Here is a 15,593-nt window from a genome sequence, read left to right on the forward strand (position 1 = left end):
ATCGGTTACTCCCCGATTTTGCTACTAGCTGCAGCAACCGCTTTTGCGGGAGCACCGGGCTTCGCTTTTTGCAGGCCTTCCACAATTACCTGGTCACCCACATCCAATCCGGTTAATACCAGCCATTGATCCCCCACAGTACGAGCAACGGTAATATTGCGCACTTCAACCACACGCTCTTTATTAACAATCATGGCTGTGGCGTTACCAGTGCGATCGCGCGTTACGCCGCGCTGCGAAACCAACATAGCATTAGCCTGGATACCTTCTTCCAAGGTAGTCCGTACAAACATACCGGGCAGCAATAGACGATCCGGATTGGGAAACTGCGCACGCAAAATAACGGTGCCAGTGGATTCGTTCACGCCAACCTCGGCAAATTGCAAACTGCCTATATGCTCATAGGCAGTACCATCGCCCAGCAACAAACGAACTTTTGCCGAATTCAGAGCGGCGACACTTCCTTCTGCCATTTGGCGACGAAGTTGTACAAGCTGATCAGCGGATTGAGAAACATCGACATAAATTGGATCAACCTGTTGAATTTCCGCCAGCACATCCGCTTGACCAGCATTCACCAAGGCACCTTCAGTAACGTTGGACTTGCCAATAACACCGTCAATCGGAGCCAGCACGCGGGTGTAATCGAGATTAATTTTGGCCGTAGTTACACCTGCTTTTGCAACTTGCACACCGGCTTTGGACTGCCCAAGGGTCGCCAGGGCATCGTCATACTCTTGCTGACTAATGGCTTTGATTGCCACCAGGCTTTTATAGCGGGACTCACGCGCAACAGCGGCCGCCAAATTAGCTTCAGCGCGCGCCAGCTCTGCTTTGGCGCTGCTCAAGGCAGCCTCATAGCTAGAAGGATCTATTTGATACAAAGGCATACCCGCTTTGATCACACTACCCTCTGTAAACAACCGCTTCTGGATAATTCCGCTCACTTGTGGGCGAACCTCTGCCTTGCGAAACGCATTGGTTCGACCCGGAAGTTCTGCCTCCAGCGGTACATCACCACGAATCACCGGGACTACCCCAACCTCTACCGGACCGCCTGCTGGCTTAGCTGCCTGGTTTTTCTCATCACACGCCGACAACACCAAGCCCAACAGGGACACCAGCAACACTGACCTAAAGCGAATGCGAGACCTCATGACTAACTCCAGGGACACAATGGAAAACGGATAATGAACATTTGTTCATTTTTATCCATAATAAAGTCAAACTGATGAAAAACCAGTAACTTTTCATTAATTAACGATTGTGTAACCTTGAGAAATAACTAGAAAAAAACACCGCGGGTAATTGAAATTGAGCGAAAACTCCCGTTCAGTCGCACAGGAGTTTATTGAAAACGTCGATTAACTGATTGATATCAACTGGCTTGGTCAGGTAATCGAAAAAGCCCGCATTACGGCCGCGCTCGATATCATAAGGCATTGCATTGGCAGATAAGCCAATCACCGGAACCTTGCTGGTAGATGGGTCATTTTTCAATACAGACAGAACTTCATAACCGTCCATACCCGGCAAGTTAATGTCCAGAATCACCAGATCGGGGTTATTGCTGCGCGCTTTATAGATTCCCAAAAAAGCTTCTTCAGCAATATCCAGCTCCAACTGTGGATAGCGCGCAAAAATTTGCTGCAACAACCGAATATTGCTCGGATTATCCTCCACATAAAGGACTTTGCATTTACGCTGAACCTGTAGCATAGCCGGGCTGTAATCTTTCTTGCTGCTTTGGGGCAAGGTCTCCACATTCCATTCTGCCGCCACTGGGAAATCCATCCAGAAGGTAGTTCCAACGTTTTCGGTACTGGCAAAATCCAACTTGCCGTGCATCATCTCCACCAATTGCTTGGTAATTACCAATCCAACACCTGACCCCTCAATATTGCTGTTTTCGGCACTCAAGCGATTAAAAGGCTGAAAGACTTCACGTTGCCGTTGCAGGGGAATTCCACGTCCGGTATCACGCACACTAATGCGCAATTTTTTTTCATCTTGCGCCACCAGCGTAACTTCAACTTCGCCGCCCACACGATTGTATTTCACCGCGTTGCTCAGCAAATTCAGCAGCGCTTGTTTGCAACGCACATGATCGGCAATGACATAGGTATTTGAAAACGTTGAGACGCTCGCTGTTAAACGAATACCGCGGGCATCGGCCTGCGTTTGAACCAGGGTGAAACATTCATCCAACAAGCGCGATACCAACACCGGCTCCAGTGAAACCGTCATATTGCCCGATTCGATTTTGGCTAAATCCAACACATCGTTAATCAACTGCAATAAATGTTCGCCGGCTTTGCGAATTTCGCGTACGTTTTCAATTTGTTGCGTTTTCAAATTACCATCATATTCAAACAACTGCGTGTACCCGAGAATGGCATTCAGTGGCGTACGCAATTCGTGGCTCATACTGGAGAGGAATTCAGATTTTGCGCGGTTAGCTTTTTCAGCTTGTTCTTTTGCCTGCAATACTCGCTCTTCTGCGCGTTTTACTTCGGTGATATCCAAATTGGTACCGGACATCATGATCGGCTGACCCTTCTCATTAAATACCGCGCGCCCACGGCCACGTACCCAGCGAACCTCGCCTTTTACGCTAATCAGGCGATATTCCACATCAAAAGGTGCGCGCCCAGCCATGTGCTCTACCAACGCGCTGTCGAACTTGGCTAAGTCCTGCGGGTAAATATGACGGCGCCAAATTTTCAACCGATCTTCACCCTCGGTGAGCACGTCATCCAGGTCGTCATACCCCAACAATTCCCAACAGCGATGTGAAAAATGAAAACCACCGCGATCGGCATACCACTCCCAAATACCATCGCTTGACGCCTGGATAATCCGAACTTGTCGCGCCTCACTTTCACGCAACGCCGCTTCCACTTTTTTAATTTCGGTGATATCGAAATTTACACCCGACATCACAGTCACCTGGCCACTGTCATCGCGCAGGGAATCTGCGCGCACCTGTGTCCAAATGTAATCGCCATATTTGGTTTTAATACGATAGGAAACATCCATGGGCTTGCCACTGCGCAGATGTTGGCGCGTCGCCTCTATCGCAAATTCGCGGTCGTCCGGATGGATATACATAAGCACTTTGGTTGCATCACAAATATCTGCAGCATCTTCCGGCCCGTAGCCGAGGCGCATCCAGAATCCACCTGACCATTCGATGTGCTGGCTGTGTAAATCCCACTCCCAAAAACCGTAACCGCTACCGTTGAATATTCGCTGAAAGCGACCCACCGTTGAACGCAACAATGCCAAATCATCACTATTTTGCAAAGCAGGGTTGAAACTGATGTGTTCAATCATGGGATTGCGATTATTCATTTGAAATTACCCTGAACAGAATACCCTCGACGATACCCCAGATTATTTGATTAAACAATCGCGCCTGCCTTAGCTTTTCAATCCCCAAAAACAACAACAGCGCCTTCAGGCGCTGTTGTTGTAGTTAAACAAAAAGGCCTTACGGCATTTCGTCAACCTCTGAACCCTCTTTGGCTTTGGGCATTAAATCTTCTTTGCCGATACCCAAGGCAACGGTAATGTTCGCCGCGATATAAATTGACGAATAAGTACCAACGATTACTCCGACAATCAAGGCAGTGGAAAAACCACGCAGCAACTCACCACCAAATACAAACAAGCAGACGAGAACGATAAATACGGTCATTGACGTCATAACCGACCGCCCCAAGGTTTGGGTAATCGAAATATTGATTACTTCGAGCGGATCCATTTTACGTAACACGCGGAAGTTTTCGCGAATACGATCATAAATAACAATGGTGTCGTTAATTGAATAACCGATCAATGCCAGAATGGCCGCGAGCACAGTTAAATCGAAATCCCATTGGAAGAAGGAGAAAAAACCTAAGGTAATAGTCACGTCATGAATCAATGCAACTATCGCGCCCACAGAAAACTTCCACTGAAACTGAACAGCAACATAAAGAAATACCAACGCAAAGGCGGTCAGCAAACCTAACCCACCTTGATCGCGCAATTCATCACCAATTTGCGGACCAACAAATTCAGCACTGCGCAATTGAATTTTTGCGCCAGTTGCTTGTTCAAGATCTTCAATTAAGTGTTTTACGTAAACTGAATCCAATGATTTTTCCAATACCACCAGTGTTTTCCCTTCGCGCACAGCAAACTCTATGCGGCCGTACTCCGCTGTTGGAAACAAACCTTTTTGCTCTATGGCATCACGAGTAAGGTTTGCAATTACCAATACATCACCAAAACCTTCATATTCACGGGTCGGGCGCTCCACCGCTTCCAACAAACCTCCCGCGGCAGACAAACTGGCTTCAGCTGCATGACGCCCTTTGACCTTCATCTCATCCTGAGTCCGAATCATGACTTCTTTATCGGAACCGAACAGGACAGCGATAGGGCTGGTAATTTTCTTCTCTTCTAACAGGTGGCGAACTTTGTCCAGATCCGCCGGCTTATCGAAAAGAACTTCCAATTGAGTCCCGCCGGTGAAATCCAAACCACCTTTAATTCCGTTGAAAAAAATGGATAACAACGAAGCTACCACTAAAAAAATTGAGATGCCGGAGGTCAGTTTCCGCACACCCATAAAATCAATAATTTTTAATTCTTGAGCCATGAGTGAAATCTCTTACTGCAGACGGTTAAAAGGAGGTAATGCATTGATCGCAATAGCTTGCAAATTCTTGCGACTGCCATAAACCAGGTTACAGATCGCTCGACTACCCACAATCGCCGTAAACATGGAGGTCAAAATACCCACGGTCAGGGTAATCGCAAAACCTTTAACAGGGCCAGTACCAATGCCGAAAAGAATTACCGCCACGATCAATGTTGTGAGGTTAGAGTCAAGAATGGTGATAAACGCACGCTCATAGCCCGCGTAAATGGCCTGTTGCGGAGACGCTCCATTTTTCAACTCTTCGCGAATCCGCGAGAAGATCAACACGTTGGCGTCTACAGCCATACCAATCGTCAGTACGATACCGGCAATACCTGGCAGCGTGAGCGTGGCACCAAACATCGAAAGGACGGTAAGAATTAACAATACGTTAAGCGCAAGCGCGATATTCGCAAACACGCCAAACATTCCGTAGAAAACCACCATAAACAGAACAACTACACCCATACCCCAGAATGTTGCTTGCAAGCCCTTTTCAATATTTTCAGCACCGAGTGATGGACCAATAGTCCGCTCTTCAACGAAGTGCATTGGTGCAGCCAAAGCACCAGCGCGCAACAACAGCGCCAACTCGGAAGCTTCAGCTGGACTATCCAAACCGGTAATACGGAACTGCACGCCCAAGGCACTTTGAATAGTCGCCAAACTAATTACTTTACGCTCGACGTACTGAGACGTTTTTTCTATTTCTTCACCCGCTGCATTTTTAACAACTTGGGTACGCGTTTTGTACTCAATAAACAGAATACCCATTGAACGCCCAACATTGTCGCGTGTTACGCGATGCATTTGGGTGCCGCCCATGCTGTCTAACGTGATGTTCACTTGCGGTTGGTTTGACTCAGGGTCAAAACTACTGGTCGCATTAGAGACTCGATCGCCAGTCACGATAATTTTACGTTCCAGCTCCGCGTTTCCGCGTTGCATTTGCATAAGCTCATCTTTGTAGGGGAACGACTCTTTGTTCGAAACTAAGGTATTCGCGTCAGCCCCCAAACGGAACTCGAGATTTGCTGTTTTACCAATCACACGCTTGGCTTCTGCAGGATCCTGAATGCCCGCTAGCTGTACAATGATCCGATTGCGACCTTGACGCTGAACCATTGGCTCAGAAACACCCAACTCGTTCACACGATTACGCAACGTAATCAGGTTTTGGCCCAATGCATAATCTTCAATCTCACGCACTGCTGCTTCGGAGAACGTGGCACTAAATTCGAATTCAGTTGCACCTTCGCTATCGTCGGGTTTGCTAAATAGTAAATTCGGATAATCGCCGCGCAATTCGCTCAACGCTTTATCGCGAGCCTCAAGCGAGCGAAAACGAGCAGCAATTTGGTTGTCTTTATTTGCGTCGATTGACGCATAACGAATTTTGGCTTCGCGGAGTTTGGTTTTCATTTCATCCGCGTTAATTTCTTGACGCTTGGCAACCGCCGACTCGGTATCTACCTCCAGCAGGAAATGCACACCGCCAGCCAAGTCCAAGCCTAACTTCATTGGCTCAGCACCCATTGAACGCAACCAGCCCGGCGTAGTTGATGCGTTATTTAACGCAACCACAAAGCCATCACCCAGCGACCGCTGAATCGCAGCACGCGCATGCATTTGCTCTTCGCGGGAAGTCAATCTGACCATCGCCGTCTTTGGATTTACCTCTGCACCAAAGTATTCAATGCCCGCTTCTTTCAGCGATTGCTCCATTTTTTTGAGCACGCTTTCATCCAGCACTTTTGCACTGGAGTCTCCAGAAACCTGAACTGCCGGGTCGGGTACGTAAATATTGGGAATGGAATAAACAAAACCGATTGCCGTCACGAAGATTAGCAATAAGTATTTCCATAGAGGGTAGCGATTTAGCATAGGGATATCCCATTGTCAGCGGCGATCACTTCGCCTTTCTAATTTACTTGCGCACAGCCGTTACCCTGGCTGCGGTATGGTCAAGGGCGCCGGATTATACCCTTTAATTCACCGGCAACAACGGTGAAACACTCATTGTGGTGGTGCCGGTGGAACTTCGAGCCCTTGACGACCATAAAACTCGTTCAAAAACTCATCAAAGGTGTTTTCACTGAGCGCCTTACGCATATCAGCCATGATGCGCTGGTAATAGCGCAAGTTATGAATGGTATTCAGGGTCGCACCCAGCATTTCATTGCATTTATCTAAGTGATGCAGATAGGAACGGGAGAAGTTTTTGCAGGTATAACAATCACATAACGAATCAAGCGGGCCAGTATCGTCACGGTATTTGGCATTGCGCAGCTTAACAACACCTTCGCTGGTAAACAGATGACCATTGCGCGCATTGCGCGTTGGCATTACGCAGTCAAACATATCCACACCGCGACGCACCGCCTCCACTATATCACCCGGCTTACCCACACCCATTAAATAGCGCGGCTTATATTTAGGCATTTGCGGGGTCAGATTTTCCAAAATGCGTAACATATCCTCTTTCGGCTCACCGACCGACAACCCCCCGATCGCATAGCCATCAAAACCAATTTCAGTCAGGCCGCGCAAGGACTCACCGCGCAGATTGTCATACATGCCACCCTGCACAATCCCAAACAACGCAGAAGGATTATCGCCATGAGCAGCCTTGGAGCGTTTAGCCCAGCGCAAGGATAACTCCATTGAGTCGCGGGCCTCATGGATGCTCGCTGGATAAGGTGTGCACTCATCGAAAATCATTACAATGTCTGAGCCCAGATCGCGCTGCACCTGCATCGAGGTTTCAGGGTCGAGAAACACCTTGCTACCATTAATCGGCGATTTGAAAGTAACGCCCTCTTCCGTAATTTTGCGCAACTTACCCAGGCTAAACACCTGAAAGCCACCTGAGTCCGTCAAAATTGGCCCTTTCCATTGCATAAAGTCATGAAGATCACCGTGGGCTTTCACCACCTCGGTGCCGGGACGCAACATTAGATGAAAGGTATTACCGAGAATAATCTGCGCGCCTATATCTTCCACATCACGCGGGGTCAGGCCTTTTACCGTCCCGTAAGTTCCCACTGGCATAAATGCAGGAGTCTCCACCGTACCACGGGGGAACTTCAGCCGGCCGCGCCGAGCACGCCCGATTTGACCATCCAGCTCAAATTGCATAAAACACTGACCAGTTGCATCAGCACTGTTTACATCAGGGCCAGCCTGATTTGGGTCGAGATCAGTCACGATTCATTCTCTGATTGCGTAGCGCCAACTTTTTGCAAAGCAGCGACAGGATTGCGGGTAATAAACATGGCGTCGCCATAACTGAAAAAGCGGTATTGTCGGGCAACCGCCTCCTGATAGGCATTCATGGTAAAACGAAAACCGGCAAAGGCCGACACCAACATAATCAAGGTGGATTCGGGCAAATGGAAATTGGTTACCAGGGCATCTACCACCTGAAATTCGTACCCGGGGTAAATGAAGATATTTGTCTCACCCTGATAAGGATGAATTGCCCCGCGTTGACTTGGGTTTGCGTAGCCCTGAGCAGCAGATTCCAGGCTGCGCACACTCGTTGTACCAACGGCGATCACACGCTTGCCCGCCGCCTTGGTTGCACGTACCAATTCACACACTTCTTCTGATACATCCATGATTTCCGAATGCATTTGGTGCTCGGCAATATTATCCACGCGCATGTTTTGAAAAGTACCCGCACCCACATGGAGGGTCACAAATGCCACCTGCACACCTTTAACTCTCAGATCTTCCAGCATCTGCTCATCAAAGTGCAACCCGGCAGTAGGCGCTGCCACAGCCCCCTGCTTTTCACCGTACACAGTTTGGTAGCGCTCGCGATCGGCGGCAGCATCGTCTCTGTCTATATAAGGAGGCAGCGGCATGTGGCCAATTCGGTCCAACACGGTCAGCACCGGATCATCGCCGAGGAATTCCCACTCAAACAACGCATCATGGCGAGCGATCAAACGCACTTTAGTACCGTCTTGCAGATTAACGATAGAGTCAATCTTCGGCGCTTTACTGGCGCGGGTATGAGCCAGTACACGCCGGTTATCCAGCACCCGCTCTACCAGTATTTCCACCTGCCCACCTGACGTTTTTTGGCCAAACAGGCGCGCGGGTATCACACGGGTATTGTTAAACACCATTAAATCACCCGGTTCGATCAGACCAAGCAAATCCGGGAATTGGCTGTGGGTTAACTGCCCCGTCACACCATCCAACTGCAATAACCGACTACCCCGCCGGTGGGCAGCGGGAACACGCGCAATAAGTTCATCGGGTAATTGGTAGTGGAAATCCTGGCGACGCATAACAAATAGGCAACTTGATGGGGGTTGGCGTAAAAAAGGTCGGCAGGTTAACTCAATTTAGGGGAGTTGCAAAATGATGTATGGCGATAACCATCTGGCCTGACCAAAACGCTTAATCTATCCTGTTGGCATTTGTGTATTCACGAGCGCTAAGCGATGGGGAGCGAGTGTGTTGCTAAAAGTCGGCCAATTGGCCAAAAAAGTTTGTTTAAGTGTGCGAACGCTTCATCACTACGATGACATTGGCTTGCTGTCACCTTCCGTGCGCACCGAGGCCGGGCACCGCCTATACAACACCGCAGATATTGCACGCCTACACCGAATACAAGCGCTCAAACAGCTGGGTATTTCGTTACACCAAATTAGTGAGCTACTGCAAAATGACCAACGACTATTGCCCGAGATCATCGCGCAGCAAATTGCAAACCTTGATCTAGAAATAGAGCAAGCAACACAACTCAAAAACAAACTCCAGGCGCTGCAGCGCAATCTACAGGCGAACCATGAGCCCGACACTGCTAGCTGGCTCGACACCCTTGCACTTATGAATATTTATGAAAAATATTTAACATCGGATGAAATTGAAGCAATCAACAGCTATGCAATAGCAGCCAAACAGGAGTTGGAACAGGATTGGCCCGACATGGTTAAGCAATTGCAACACTTTGTGATCCAAAAAATATCACCCGACGACGAGCAAGTGCGCGCTTTTATTATTCGCTGGACGGAAATGCTGGAGCGGCTAACAGGACATAACCCCAACCTGCTGCTAAAAGTTTACGCAATGTCGCGCAACGAAATAGAAATCCAAGGACAACGAGGTATTACCCCCCAGATGACGGAATACTTGTTGAAAGCCATGGGCCAATTACATCGCCATATTTTTACGCAATATCTTTCGCCAGAACAAATGCAGCAGCTAGATAAAAATCGCCAACAACATCAGGATGCCTGGCCACCGTTAATTGAGGCCCTACGCAAAAAAATGAACAATGGCACTAACGCAACAAGCGCCGAAGTCGAACCGCTCGCTCGCCAATGGAAAACACTCTACGAAAGATCTGTTACCGGCGGCGATCCCGATATCACCGAACGATTGCGCCAGGCTTATGAGCGTGAGCCACTGCTGATCCAAGGTACCGGACTTGATCAGACACTCTTCCAATTTATTCGCCAAGCAATAGATAACCTATCAATAAACGCTTGAACCTAACGTAACGTAAGGTTTTAAGGTGGCCGCAGCGATTGAATTCCACCCACCTCACCTGTAGGAAACCTTATGTACGAAACTATTTCCACGGTTATGCAACAGCAGTTTTGCACCGACGAACAATTGGATACACCCAATCCCAGTTGTCACGCAGTTGCCGTTTGGCGGGCGGCACATCAGTTGCTAGAGCAGCCGCCTATTTTTTATGATCCGCTAGCGCTACCTATCCTCGCCACCGCAAAAGCCGAATTAGTTAAAAAGCAGGACTCGCATAAAGATCCACTTACTACAGCCATGCGCGTTGCTATCGCAGTGCGCAGCCGCCTTACCGAAGACGAGCGAGAAAAATCCTTACTAGCAGGCGCAGCTCAGTACGTCATTCTTGGCGCCGGGCTGGATACTTACGCTTATCGCAGCAAACATCAACACGAGTATGTTTATGAAGTTGACCTACCCGCAACACAAGCAGCAAAACTTGTCAGACTAGAGCAACTGGAAATTAATCCCAACTGCCCCACTCGCTACGTAGCCTGTAACTTTGAAGAAAATACACTGGAAGATAGATTGTTGGCGGCAGGCTTTAATAAAGCCCAAAAGACCTTCTTTTCCTGGCTGGGGGTAGCACCCTATCTGGATGAACCCACGATCAATAACATCTTAAAATTAATCGCGTCTTGTGCACGGGGTTCTACCCTGGTATTCGATTATATTGTTACGCCAGAAAGGCTGAATGAAATGGAGCAGCTTGCATTGAAATTGCTCTCCGCCCAGCTCGCAAAACAAGGCGAACCACTAAAAAGTTTTTTTGATCCACAAACACTTGCACAAAAATTAATGAACTCGGGATTTTCCTCTATCGAAGATATAGGACCTGAATATCTCAATAACCGCTATCTAATCCAGCGCGAAGACGGGTTGCGCGTAGGGAATGTAACGCGACTGTATAAAGCCATCGTATAACCCGAAAAAACTAGCCTATTTGAAGGAATCGTACGTGAAACCCAAAATGATTATTCCCATGCTTGTCTGTCGCGACGCGGAAGCAGAGCTTAACTTTTGCATCCACGCCTTTGGCGCAACTGAACTATCACGCCGCAACGCCCACGACGGCAGCGTTATTCATGCCACACTGGCGGTGCATCAATCGCTGATCATGGTGCACAGTGAATCCCCACACTTGGCCAGCCGAGCCCCACTTGATGATGGCAGCTCACCTGTCGTTACCTACCTCTATGACGATGATGTTGATGGAATCATGGATCGAGCAATAACATTAGGCGCAAAAGTCGTTCTACCCGCCGAAGATCAATTTTGGGGAGACAGGGTAGGCAGAATCATAGATCCCGCTGGCCATGTATGGAATATTGCCGCACCTATTCGATAACCAGACATTTGATTGCTCCTCACGCCAAGCACCCACTCAGCGCCAACGCTGACTAAAAAACACAGCCCCCACAGGATTTATGGCTTTTGGCAAACCGCTTTTTGACCAACTTGCTTACTTATTGAAAGATTTAAAGAAATTTCGAAATTAGTGTTTGACAGCCAAGCCTAAATCATTAAAATGCGCACCACTCGCCAGTGTGGCGGAATTGGTAGACGCACCGGATTCAAAATCCGGCGCCCTTAAAAGCGTGTCGGTTCGAGTCCGACCACTGGCACCAAATCCGAAAGGGCTTACAGCAATGTAAGCCCTTTTTTATTGCCCCAGCTAAGCTGGAAATATTTTACTCAATCATTTTTTGCCCACGCACCGCAAACTGCTTATCATAACCACTCTATCCCGCCCACTAATCAAGTCACGGATCGCATGAATCAACACAACCAACATCAAGCCATTATGTTCGCCGATGTTTCTGGCAGCTCGGCGCTTTACAAGCGGGTTGGGAATGAGCAAGCCAAAGCGATTATCGATGAAGCCGTACATTTTATGACCGCGATTACCATAGTAAATGATGGCACTGTGGTAAAAACAATTGGCGACGAAATTATGGCGCGCTTCAATGAGGGCTATCAGGCCTGTGAAGCGGCCATAGCGATTCAGCAGCGCTGCATAAAGGAACCTCACCTAAAAGATTTAGGCATCAGAATTGGCCTAGCTTATGGGGATGTGTTGATTACCCATAACGACGTATTTGGGGACCGGGTTAACGATGCGGCCTGCGTTGCCCACATTGCCCGTGCCAATCAAATTGTTATTACGCAATCTATCGTGGACACACTCGGCAACTCATTAAAGCAAGATTGCCAAATGTTTGACCGCATCAATATCAAGGGCGAAACCGAACATACATTGATTTATCGTCTGGAATGGGAAAGCTCCGGTAAAGATAATCGCGCAACCATGGTGATGCCGATTCACGATGTGGCCAGTTTTGTTGATAAATTCCAGTTAGTCCTTAACCTCAACGACCGCGATATTTTTTTGCTCCCAGAACAAACTCCTTACCACATTGGCCGCGATCCAGTTAAAGCCCATCTGGTTGTTGAAAACGAATTGGCATCACGCGAGCACTGCCACATTGAATTTCGCCGCGGTAAGTATGTACTGATCGACCATTCCACCAACGGTACTTATGTGTACCTTGAAGAACAAAACCCGATTTATTTGCGCCGCGAAGAATTACCTCTGCAGGGCAAAGGCCAAATTACGCTAGGCCAAAAAATTGACTCTGCATCCAGCTGCATTATTCGCTTTAAAGCCTGATTATTGCTATGAACAAAAAAGCATCCGCTCAACCAACGACCCCGCAATACGCAACACCCAGCTTGATGCGCCGCTTTGCCGCCATGGTTTACGACACTCTGTTGCTGGCAGCGATAAGCATTCTGTACGGTGCTATCGCCACCGGAATTAATATCGCAATTAAAGGTGTACCCGCAACCGGTGAGCGAGTTAGCTGGGGCGCATTCGGAATAATTGTATTTATTGGCTGGATACTTACGCTCGGCTATTTCTTTTGTTATTTCTGGAAAAAATCCGGCCAAACACTGGGCATGAAAACCTGGCGAATGAAAATGTATGATGCCAGCAGCATGCAATTACCAAGCTATTCACAATGCGTTATTCGTTGCTGCTACGCACCATTTTCGCTACTGTTACTCGGTATGGGTTATTGGATGATATATCTGAATCCGGAGCGTCAAACACTGCACGACAAGCTAAGTAAAACGCGGATTTTACTGCAGGAAAAAACCAAAAAATAATCTTGCAGCGCGCATTAGCGCGCTCGATTCAGCAAATAAATCCCCAAGGACACACAAAGCACTATAGGAATCATCACCGCGATAAGTGGAGGAAACCCAAACACCAAACTGGACGGCCCCAATAGATTTTGCATCAATAAGAAGACGATCCCAAACACGACCCCCGTAAAAATTCTTTGGCCCATAGTCACGCTACGCAAGGGGCCAAAAATAAACGAAATCGCCACCAACACCAAAGCAGCGGTAGCCAAAGGCTGCAAGGTTTTTTGCCAAAACGCGAGACTATAACTGCTGGAGGTCAAGTTTTGCTTGTTTAGGTAATCAATGTAGTAATGCAGGTTGCGCAATGAAATATCTTCCGGCGCCAGCACCAAAATATTAAATAAATTTGGCGTCAGGTTGGTCTCCCATCGACGCGAAGGGATAACTTCATTACGAATTGAATCTCCCGCCAAATAAGTGATGGAAATATCTTCCTCTTGCCATACATTATCCTGATAGGTTGCCTGGCGGGTAAAACTCGCCGATTCCAATTGATGTTGGTCATTAAACTGATAGCGCGTTAACCCATAGACAACACCATTAGGCAACACCGCATTAACATACATAAATTCACTACCTTCGCGATTCCACATATTTTGCGGCGCCTTTTGCATCGCATTATGCCGAAGGAAATTGCGCCGATTGTCTGCCATTTGCTCAGTGTATGGTGCGACAAATTCACCCACTGTCATCGCGATCAAAATAAATACCAGAGCCGGGCGAAGCGCCATCCAGGCGATACGCTTTACCGAGACACCAGCAGCACGAATAATAGTGAGTTCGCTACTGCTAGCCAGCAACCCCAAACCAGCAAGACAGCCAATCAAACAGGAATAGGGAATGTAATCATATAAGCGGCGCGGCATGGTAAAAACCATGTATTTAAAAGCTTCAAATGCGGTGTAATTTTCCGTGACCTTTTCCAATTGACTAATAAGGCCAAAAATAAAATCCAGGGCTAGAAATACCAACAGTGTTAACGCGATGGCAGTAAATACGGTGCGCGATACATAACGGGTAATTTTATCCATGAGCCACCTTCGCCGGCATACTGCGTAGTTGCATTAACGCCTGCCAATTCAACATAAACAAAGCGATCACCGCAAAAGGTAAATGCACTACCCACAAACCCAAACCGGGAGACAAATCACCTTCTGCAATTGCACCGCGCGCATTAATCAAAAACGCCAGATAAAACACATAGATCAAAATAGCCGGTAGCATTTTTAAATAGCGGCCCTGGCGAGGATTGGTTTTACTCAGCGGCACCGCCAGCAACGTCGCAATAAATACCATCAGCGGCATGGAGATGCGCCATTGCAAGGTCGCCTGACTATCTGCATCAGAAGCGCCCAATAGCTGCGCGGTAGTTTTTGCATCCGACTCCCGTTCAAACTCCGCCACACTGGTAGTTGGAGGCAAGTACCTTCCCCACTCATCGAATTGAGTAACTTTAAATTCGCGTGTTCCAGGGCGACCTTCATAACGATAGCCCTGATGCAACACCAAATACCGCTGACCATAATCGCTGATGTAGGCCTGCTCACCCGTCTTGGCAACCACCACAGAGGATGCAGTGTCCGAATCACGTTGTGCGACAAAAACCTGATCCAAACGCTGATTATCATCGCTGACATTTTCAACATAGGTCATAACCTTGCCCTGCCCTATCGCCTGAAAACGCCCTTCCTGCAAACTTTCAAACTCACTGCGGTTGCGCTGCTCCGCTAATGTCTGCTCGGTCATCTGCGCTCCAGCAGGACTTAACCAAAAGCTAAATACCGCCACAACTGCCGCCACCAATGCTGCCGGAACCAGCGTTAAGCGCAGTAACTGCCAGTGGCTCATTCCACAAGCAGACAGCACTACCATTTCACTTTCAATATACATGCGCCCGTACGCCAGCAATATCGCAAGATAAAAACCCAAGGGGAGAATTAACTCCAATAGGTACGGCATTCGAAACGCGACGACTTTGAAAAGCACATCAACCGCTAACTTTCCTTCGGCAGCATCATCGAGGTAACGGCTAAAATTCTGAGTTAAAAAAATCACCAATAGAACCACACTCACCGCAAAACAGGTGAGCAACAAATCCCGTGAGAGATAACGAAAAATAATCAACGTCATATTCCTGCAGGTT

General features: G+C 48.0%; 13 protein-coding genes and 1 tRNA gene. 6 read left to right on the forward strand and 8 right to left on the reverse strand.

Going from position 1 to position 15,593, the window contains the following annotated elements; genetic code table 11:
• Positions 1 to 5: 5 nt before the first annotated feature.
• The 6 genes from D0C16_RS04930 to queA all read right to left on the reverse strand — a co-directional run bounded on the left by D0C16_RS04930 (position 6) and on the right by queA (position 8,991).
• On the reverse strand, positions 6 to 1,157 hold the full coding sequence (locus D0C16_RS04930) for an efflux RND transporter periplasmic adaptor subunit (RefSeq protein ID WP_151031284.1): 1,152 nt from the start codon (positions 1,155 to 1,157) through the stop codon (positions 6 to 8).
• A 175-nt stretch (positions 1,158 to 1,332) separates the two neighbouring features.
• The gene (locus D0C16_RS04935) at positions 1,333 to 3,354 is read right to left on the reverse strand and encodes a PAS domain-containing protein (RefSeq protein ID WP_225318907.1); all 2,022 of its coding nucleotides are present in this window, start codon (positions 3,352 to 3,354) and stop codon (positions 1,333 to 1,335) included.
• Positions 3,355 to 3,493: 139 nt separating this feature from the next.
• A complete protein-coding gene (gene secF, locus D0C16_RS04940) occupies positions 3,494 to 4,648 on the reverse strand; it encodes a protein translocase subunit SecF (protein WP_151031285.1) in 1,155 nt (384 codons plus the stop codon).
• Positions 4,649 to 4,660: 12 nt separating this feature from the next.
• The gene (gene secD / locus D0C16_RS04945; RefSeq protein ID WP_151031286.1) at positions 4,661 to 6,574 is read right to left on the reverse strand and encodes a protein translocase subunit SecD; all 1,914 of its coding nucleotides are present in this window, start codon (positions 6,572 to 6,574) and stop codon (positions 4,661 to 4,663) included.
• A 132-nt stretch (positions 6,575 to 6,706) separates the two neighbouring features.
• The gene (gene tgt / locus D0C16_RS04950) at positions 6,707 to 7,828 is read right to left on the reverse strand and encodes a tRNA guanosine(34) transglycosylase Tgt (RefSeq protein ID WP_151034809.1); all 1,122 of its coding nucleotides are present in this window, start codon (positions 7,826 to 7,828) and stop codon (positions 6,707 to 6,709) included.
• A 65-nt stretch (positions 7,829 to 7,893) separates the two neighbouring features.
• Positions 7,894 to 8,991, reverse strand: a complete 1,098-nt coding sequence (queA, locus tag D0C16_RS04955; RefSeq protein ID WP_151031287.1) for a tRNA preQ1(34) S-adenosylmethionine ribosyltransferase-isomerase QueA — start codon at positions 8,989 to 8,991, stop codon at positions 7,894 to 7,896.
• Between the two features lie 169 nt (positions 8,992 to 9,160).
• Between queA and D0C16_RS04960 the strand changes: the two genes are divergently transcribed.
• The 6 genes from D0C16_RS04960 to D0C16_RS04985 all read left to right on the forward strand — a co-directional run bounded on the left by D0C16_RS04960 (position 9,161) and on the right by D0C16_RS04985 (position 13,408).
• Positions 9,161 to 10,198 (forward strand): MerR family transcriptional regulator, encoded by a 1,038-nt coding sequence (locus D0C16_RS04960; RefSeq protein ID WP_151031288.1) that lies wholly within the window; start codon positions 9,161 to 9,163, stop codon positions 10,196 to 10,198.
• Positions 10,199 to 10,270: 72 nt separating this feature from the next.
• Entirely contained in the window at positions 10,271 to 11,161 is an 891-nt protein-coding gene (locus D0C16_RS04965; RefSeq protein WP_151031289.1) for an SAM-dependent methyltransferase, read from the forward strand.
• Positions 11,162 to 11,195: 34 nt separating this feature from the next.
• Positions 11,196 to 11,585, forward strand: a complete 390-nt coding sequence (locus D0C16_RS04970) for a VOC family protein (protein WP_151031290.1) — start codon at positions 11,196 to 11,198, stop codon at positions 11,583 to 11,585.
• A gap of 193 nt (positions 11,586 to 11,778) precedes the next feature.
• Positions 11,779 to 11,865, forward strand: a tRNA-Leu gene (locus tag D0C16_RS04975).
• Positions 11,866 to 12,011: 146 nt separating this feature from the next.
• Positions 12,012 to 12,908: an adenylate/guanylate cyclase domain-containing protein gene (locus tag D0C16_RS04980; RefSeq protein ID WP_151031291.1), complete on the forward strand. Its 897-nt coding sequence runs from the start codon at positions 12,012 to 12,014 to the stop codon at positions 12,906 to 12,908.
• Between the two features lie 8 nt (positions 12,909 to 12,916).
• The gene (locus tag D0C16_RS04985) at positions 12,917 to 13,408 is read left to right on the forward strand and encodes an RDD family protein (RefSeq protein WP_151031292.1); all 492 of its coding nucleotides are present in this window, start codon (positions 12,917 to 12,919) and stop codon (positions 13,406 to 13,408) included.
• Between the two features lie 14 nt (positions 13,409 to 13,422).
• On the opposite strand, the gene lptG is transcribed toward D0C16_RS04985, so the two are convergent.
• Together lptG and lptF are read right to left on the reverse strand one after the other, a co-directional pair.
• Positions 13,423 to 14,481, reverse strand: coding sequence for an LPS export ABC transporter permease LptG (lptG, locus tag D0C16_RS04990; protein ID WP_151031293.1), 1,059 nt, complete (start codon positions 14,479 to 14,481; stop codon positions 13,423 to 13,425).
• A complete protein-coding gene (lptF, locus tag D0C16_RS04995) occupies positions 14,474 to 15,580 on the reverse strand; it encodes an LPS export ABC transporter permease LptF (protein ID WP_225318908.1) in 1,107 nt (368 codons plus the stop codon). The genes lptG and lptF overlap by 8 nt, the downstream gene beginning before the upstream one ends.
• Positions 15,581 to 15,593 lie beyond the last annotated feature (13 nt).

This window comes from Cellvibrio sp. KY-GH-1, from assembly GCF_008806975.1.
GTDB lineage: Bacteria > Pseudomonadota > Gammaproteobacteria > Pseudomonadales > Cellvibrionaceae > Cellvibrio.